At 62.3% G+C, this 4,863-nt stretch carries 6 protein-coding genes; 2 read left to right on the forward strand and 4 right to left on the reverse strand.

What is annotated here, in order from left to right:
• Both PHW99_RS17540 and PHW99_RS17545 read left to right on the forward strand, forming a co-directional pair.
• Positions 1–488: DUF3362 domain-containing protein (locus PHW99_RS17540; protein WP_300180689.1), on the forward strand; the 488-nt coding region annotated here is incomplete at its 5' end.
• Positions 489–666: 178 nt separating this feature from the next.
• Positions 667–1,056 carry a VOC family protein gene (locus tag PHW99_RS17545; RefSeq protein ID WP_300180691.1) on the forward strand — a complete coding sequence of 130 codons (390 nt, stop codon included), beginning with the start codon at positions 667–669 and terminating at the stop codon, positions 1,054–1,056.
• 43 nt (positions 1,057–1,099) lie between these two features.
• On the opposite strand, the gene glp is transcribed toward PHW99_RS17545, so the two are convergent.
• From glp to PHW99_RS17565, 4 genes are all read right to left on the reverse strand, one after another.
• Positions 1,100–2,446 (reverse strand): gephyrin-like molybdotransferase Glp, encoded by a 1,347-nt coding sequence (gene glp, locus PHW99_RS17550; protein WP_300180693.1) that lies wholly within the window; start codon positions 2,444–2,446, stop codon positions 1,100–1,102.
• Complete coding sequence (mobA, locus tag PHW99_RS17555; RefSeq protein ID WP_300180695.1) at positions 2,443–3,078, reverse strand: molybdenum cofactor guanylyltransferase MobA; 636 nt, start codon at positions 3,076–3,078, stop codon at positions 2,443–2,445. The genes glp and mobA overlap by 4 nt, the downstream gene beginning before the upstream one ends.
• 1 nt (position 3,079) lies before the next feature.
• On the reverse strand, positions 3,080–4,240 hold the full coding sequence (gene moaA / locus PHW99_RS17560) for a GTP 3',8-cyclase MoaA (RefSeq protein ID WP_300180697.1): 1,161 nt from the start codon (positions 4,238–4,240) through the stop codon (positions 3,080–3,082).
• 159 nt (positions 4,241–4,399) lie between these two features.
• The coding region (locus PHW99_RS17565; protein WP_300180699.1) for a hypothetical protein at positions 4,400–4,863 on the reverse strand (464 nt) is incomplete at its 5' end.

Here is a 4,863-nt window from a genome sequence, read left to right on the forward strand (position 1 = left end):
TGGCGCTGTGGCTGAAGAAAAATGGCTTCCGCGCCGACCAGGTGCAAACCTTTTACCCCAGCCCGATGGCCACCGCCACCGCCATGTACCACACCGGCCGCAATCCGCTGCACAAGCTGCACCGCGAGGCCGAGACGGCTGACGAAGTGGTGGACGTGGTGCGTGGTGAAAAACGTCGGCGCCTGCACAAGGCTTTCCTGCGTTACCACGATGCCAACAACTGGCCTCTGTTGCGCGAGGCGCTCAAGACCATGGGCCGCGCCGACCTGATTGGCAATGGCAAACACCATTTGATTCCGACTTGGCAGCCGCTGGGTGACGGGGGTTACCAGAGTGCACGCAAGAAGAATTCCACACCGCCAGGGGCCAAGCCTGAAACCCGGCCTGACGCCAGGCCCATCAAGGGGCGGGTGCTGACCCAGCACACCGGCCTGCCGCCGCGAGACAACGGGGCCGCTCGTTCCAGCAGTCCACGCAAACCGCGTTGACTTGGGGGGTGTTACACCTTGCCACATTTTTTAACAAAATTTGGCTCTAGCCCGCGTATTGATTGATTTTTTAGCTATTGTTTTGAGAGTATGATGGCCATTGGATCAACCTGTGACGCAGGCGTCCCGAGCCACACCGGTGGCAGCGGCGCGGCTCGCAAAACCCGGGAGCGGAGGCATGCGGATTGAACATATTGCTTTGTGGACGGCCGATCTGGCGCGTTGCCGCCACTTTTATGTGACTTATTTTGGGGCCACTGCGGGTGCGGGTTATCGCAATGCGTCCAAGGGCTTTGCATCCTGTTTTCTGAGTTTTGCCGACGGTGCGCGCATTGAGCTGATGACCACCAGCATGTTGTCGCCGGTGGAGATTCCTCCAGGGGCGCAGCGCATGGGGCTCACCCATCTGGCGATCTCGGTCGGTTCCGAGCAGCAGGTGGACGCTTTGACCCAGCGGCTCAAGGACGATGGATTCGTGATCCTGGACGGCCCACGCCGCACCGGTGATGGTTATTACGAAAGTGTCACCCTGGACCCGGACGGCAACCGCATCGAAATCACTGTCTGAGGGGCAAAGCGGCTAGCGCCCGCCAGCTGTTGGCCTGTTGGCCTCAGATGACGCCGTCAAACATCATCACGTCCACCGCGTCGCCCACGGCCACGTTGCCTTGTCCATGGTGCAACACGATCAGTCCGTTGGCCTGGACCATGGAACTGAGCACCCCGGAGCCCTGGTTGCCCGTGGTCCTGACCTGCAGGGTGCCGTCCGATGTGGTGCTGACGATGCCGCGCTGGTATTCGGTGCGCCCGGGTTTTTTGCGGATGGCCTCCTGGCTTTGCGCCTTGAGCAGCGGTTGGGCACAGGCGCGGCAGCCCATCATGCGCCGCAGGGCCGGACGCACAAAGGCCAGAAAAGTCACCATCACGGCCACCGGATTGCCGGGCAGGCCAAACAGGATGGCTGAACCAGCAGTTGGACTGCTATATTTTTTGTAGCTATCTGTGCTTGTTTCATCCGGGCTGGAGGCCAATTTTTCTTTGAGAATGCGGCCTACGGCCATCGGTCGGCCGGGGCGCATGGCAATGCGCCAGAAGGCCACGTCACCGAGTTGTTTCATCATGGCCTTGGTGTAGTCGGCTTCCCCGACGCTCACACCACCGCTGGTGATGATGGCGTCAGCCTGCACGGCAGCCTGCTCAAACGCGGCCTGCAGCGCGGCGGGTTCGTCGGGCACCACGCCCAGATCGACCACCTGGCAACCCAGCCGGGTCAACAGGCCAAACACGGTGTAGCGGTTGCTGTCATACACCGCGCCTTCACGCGGCGCCTCACCCAGACTCAGGATTTCATTGCCAGTGGAGAAATAGGCGACCTTGAGCTGGCGCAGCACCGGCACGGTCTTCAGGCCCAAACTGGCCACCAGCCCAAGTGCAGCGGGCGTAAGAAGCTCTCCTTTTGAGAGCGCAGGCTGACCCTGCATGAGGTCTTCACCCAGGCAGCGGCGGTTGTCGCCAGCCTTCAACAGGCCGGCCGGGATGGTGATGACTCCGTTATCCTGGCCCGGCGTCACCAGCTCCTGCGGCGCCACGGTATCCAGGCTTGGCGGCATCACCGCGCCGGTCATGATGCGCAGGCATTCACCGCAGCCCACCCGGCCTTGCCAGGCCTTGCCGGCCAGGGCGGTGCCGACCACTTTCAAGGTCAGCGGGGTGCCTGATGACAGCTGGGTGCCGTCAAAGGCGTAGCCGTCCATGGCCGAGTTGTCGTGGGGCGGCACGCTGATGGGCGAGATGATGTCCGCCGCCAGAACCCGTCCCAGGGCCTGGAACACCCCGAGTTCTTCCACCTCGGCGACGGGTTCCACCAGTTCTGCCAAAAAGGCGTTGACACGGTCGGCACTCAGGGCCTGCGGGTCATAACCAGCCAGTTCGGAAGCGATTTGGCTCAGGGGTTTCATGTGCTGGCGTCTTCCAGTTGACGCAACTCGGCCAGAGTGTTGGCATTGGCAAATGCGAGCGGGTCATCACCGGGGCGGTTGAATGGCACCTCGACCGTATCGTGCAGCGCGGTCCAAGCATCAATCTTGCGCCCGCCATTCTGCGTGAAGTGGACCAGGCTTTCCAGCAGATCGGTATGCAGCAGGCAGAACACCGGTTGTCTGCGCAGCCGGAGCTGGCCTTCATGGCCGGTTTCAGGCGCTACGGCCATGGCAATGTCGGCGCCATCGGCTTCCAGTACATCGGCCAGGCGACGTGCCAAGTCCAGTGGCAGCCGGGGGGTGTCACAAGGGACCGTCAGCAGATAGGGGGTGTCGCAATGTTCCAGTCCGGTCAAAAAGCCGGCCAGCGGGCCTGGGTAGTCGGCCAGTTCATCCGGCCAGACTGGCACGCCAAATGACTCGTAGGCGGCCAGGTTGCGGTTGGCATTGATCATGATCTGGCCGACGTCACCGCCCATTTGCAGCCTGGTCAGGGTATGCAAGGCCAATGGCAAGCCGTTGAAGCTTTGCAGCCCCTTGTCAATCCCCCCCATGCGGGAGCCGCGTCCGCCAGCCAGGATCAGGCCGGTAATCTCGTGTGCAGAAATCAACTTACCCTCCGATGTAACTCATCTCGACCCGCTTGACCGGGGGGCCGGTGTCCGGACCCAAGGCGCTGCGCAGTTCCGAGTAGTGGTCAGACCGGTTTTGCCAGATGTGAGCCACCGCGTTGGCCAGATCGGCGTCAGAGGCATCGGCGCGCAGCAGGCTGCGCAGGTCATAACCCTTTTCGGCAAACAGGCACAAATACAGCTGGCCTTCGGTGGACAGGCGCGCCCGGTTGCAACTGCTGCAAAAAGCCTGGGTCACGCTGCTGATGACCCCGATTTCACCCAGGCGCGGGTCGTGCTGGCCGTCGGCGCCAGCGTAACCCCAGCGCTCGGCGGTTTCGCCGGGTTGGGAGGGCGCCAGCTGCACCAGTGGCAGCTCGGTCTGGATCAGTTTGACCACTTCGGCCGAGGGCAGGACTTCGTCCATGCGCCAGCCGTTGGTGGCTCCCACGTCCATGTATTCAATGAAGCGCAACACCATGCCGGAACCCATGAAGTGGCGCGCCATGGGCAGGATCTGCTGCTCGTTGGTGCCGCGTTTGACCACCATGTTGATCTTGATCGGGGCCAGACCAGCGGCTTGGGCGGCTTCAATACCGGCCAGCACATCGGCGACTGGAAAGTCGACGTCATTCATGCGGCGAAACACAGCGTCGTCCAGGCCATCCAGGCTGACCGTGATGCGCTGCAGGCCGGCGGACTTCAGGTCTCGTGCCTTGCGTGCCAGCAGCGAGCCATTGGTTGTGAGGGTCAGGTCCAGTGGCCGGCCGTCCAGGGTGCGTAACTCGGACAGTTGGCCGATCAGTCGTTCAATGTTCTTGCGCAATAAGGGTTCGCCGCCGGTGAGCCGGATTTTTTGCACGCCGTGGGCGATGAACTGGCGAGCCAGACGCGTGATTTCCTCAAACGACAGCAGGTCGGCGTGTTTGAGGTAGGTGTAGTTTTTGTCAAAAATCTCTTTCGGCATGCAGTAATTGCAGCGAAAGTTGCAGCGGTCGGTGACACTGATGCGCAGGTCTCGCAGGTCGCGCCCACGGGTGTCAGACAAGAGCCCGTGAGGGAGGATGCGCCGCTGGATGTCAAATGCGGTGCTGGGTAGCGGCAGCGAGCTGGCACGCTGATCCATCAGCGGGATGACCCGGTGCGTGTCTCGTTCAGTCATGGTTGTTGTACGGGCAAAGCCTCTGGTTGCGCGATTTTGGCATGAACGGCAAAACCCGCCGAGGCGAGTGCCATCAGGCACCCCCCAGCGGGCGGCCTTTGGCGAATCCTTGTCTGGCCGAGAGAAAAAGCGGCGGTCACGTTGCCGTGGTCTGGACGGTCACTGGTTGGTCACCAGCGCAGAGCCAATGTCCTGGAACGGACCCAACGGATTGGTCCGGACTTCAATCTCTTCGAGATTGGGCTGGCCACCCCAGGTGCGATAAACCACCACATCGTCCACCAGCAGCACCAGGGCGTTGAAGCGCCAGCCGGTGGTTTCGGTCCGGCGCGAGAAGTTGGTGAAGTCAGCGAGGAAGCCGCCGGTTCGCGCCCGCAGCACCCGCTCACCGCTGATGGCCCAGCCACGGCAGTGATCCCGGGCGTCCAGGCAGGCCAGCACACCGGGGTCCAGATCCTGGCGTTGCAGCAGGTTGCTGGGGACAAAACGGCTGATGACGTCGCTGTAGGTCAGGATGGTGGTGTTGGGCTGGGTGACGGGGTCGATCCCCAATTGCCGCAGGGTGCCCACATTGCTGGTCATGGGTACCAGGCTCTCGACGGCGGCACGCGCTTCATCAAACG

It is taken from the genome of Rhodoferax sp., from assembly GCF_028689305.1.
Lineage (GTDB): Bacteria > Pseudomonadota > Gammaproteobacteria > Burkholderiales > Burkholderiaceae_C > Rhodoferax.